Origin of the sequence: Parapusillimonas granuli (genome assembly GCF_013416525.1) — a bacterium.
GTDB lineage: Bacteria > Pseudomonadota > Gammaproteobacteria > Burkholderiales > Burkholderiaceae_B > Parapusillimonas > Parapusillimonas granuli.
Map to the genome: position 1 here is coordinate 1 of NZ_JACCEM010000029.1, position 1,194 is coordinate 1,194.

A 1,194-nucleotide genomic window follows, 5' to 3' on the forward strand; every position below is an offset into this window, starting at 1 on the left:
GATATACACCCGCAGCTTCGGTCTATGGCTTAGCCCCGTTACATCTTCCGCGCAGGACGACTCGATCAGTGAGCTATTACGCTTTCTTTAAAGGGTGGCTGCTTCTAAGCCAACCTCCTGACTGTCTATGCCTTCCCACTTCGTTTCCCACTTAGCCATAGTTTGGGACCTTAGCTGGCGGTCTGGGTTGTTTCCCTCTTGAGTCCGGACGTTAGCACCCGGTGCTCTGTCTCCCACGCTCATACTTGCCGGTATTCGGAGTTTGCCATAGGTTGGTAAGTCGCCATGACCCCCTAGCTATAACAGTGCTCTACCCCCGGCAGCAATACGTGAGGCACTACCTAAATAGTTTTCGGAGAGAACCAGCTATTTCCAGGCTTGTTTAGCCTTTCACCCCTATCCACAGCTCATCCCCTAATTTTTCAACATTAGTGGGTTCGGTCCTCCAGCACGTGTTACCGTGCCTTCAACCTGGCCATGGATAGATCGCCTGGTTTCGGGTCTACACCCAGCGACTGAATCGCCCTATTCGGACTCGCTTTCGCTACGCCTTCCCTATTCGGTTAAGCTTGCCACTGAATGTAAGTCGCTGACCCATTATACAAAAGGTACGCCGTCACCCCATAAAGAGGCTCCGACTGTTTGTATGCACACGGTTTCAGGATCTATTTCACTCCCCTTCCGGGGTTCTTTTCGCCTTTCCCTCACGGTACTGGTTCACTATCGGTCGATCACGAGTATTTAGCCTTGGAGGATGGTCCCCCCATCTTCAGACAGGATTTCACGTGTCCCGCCCTACTTATCTGACGCCTAGTTCCACCGACCCGGTTTCGTCTACAGGGCTATCACCTGCTATGGCCGCGCTTTCCATCGCGTTCGACTACCGGATCGGCTAAATCGTCAAGGCTGCTCCGATTTCGCTCGCCGCTACTTTCGGAATCTCGGTTGATTTCTGTTCCTCGGGCTACTGAGATGTTTCAGTTCGCCCGGTTCGCCTCGCACACCTATGAATTCAGTGTGCGATAGGGTATCGCTACCCTGGGTTTCCCCATTCGGACATCTGCGGATCAAAGCTCGTTTGCCAGCTCCCCGCAGCTTTTCGCAGGCTACCACGTCCTTCTTCGCCTGTGATCGCCAAGGCATCCACCATGTGCACTTAGTCGCTTGATCCTATAACGTTGCAGGCTTAAAAAA

General features: G+C 52.9%; 1 rRNA gene. It reads right to left on the bottom strand.

What is annotated here, in order from left to right:
* Positions 1-1,170 (bottom strand): 23S ribosomal RNA (locus tag H0A72_RS21900); the annotation flags it as partial.
* Positions 1,171-1,194 lie beyond the last annotated feature (24 nt).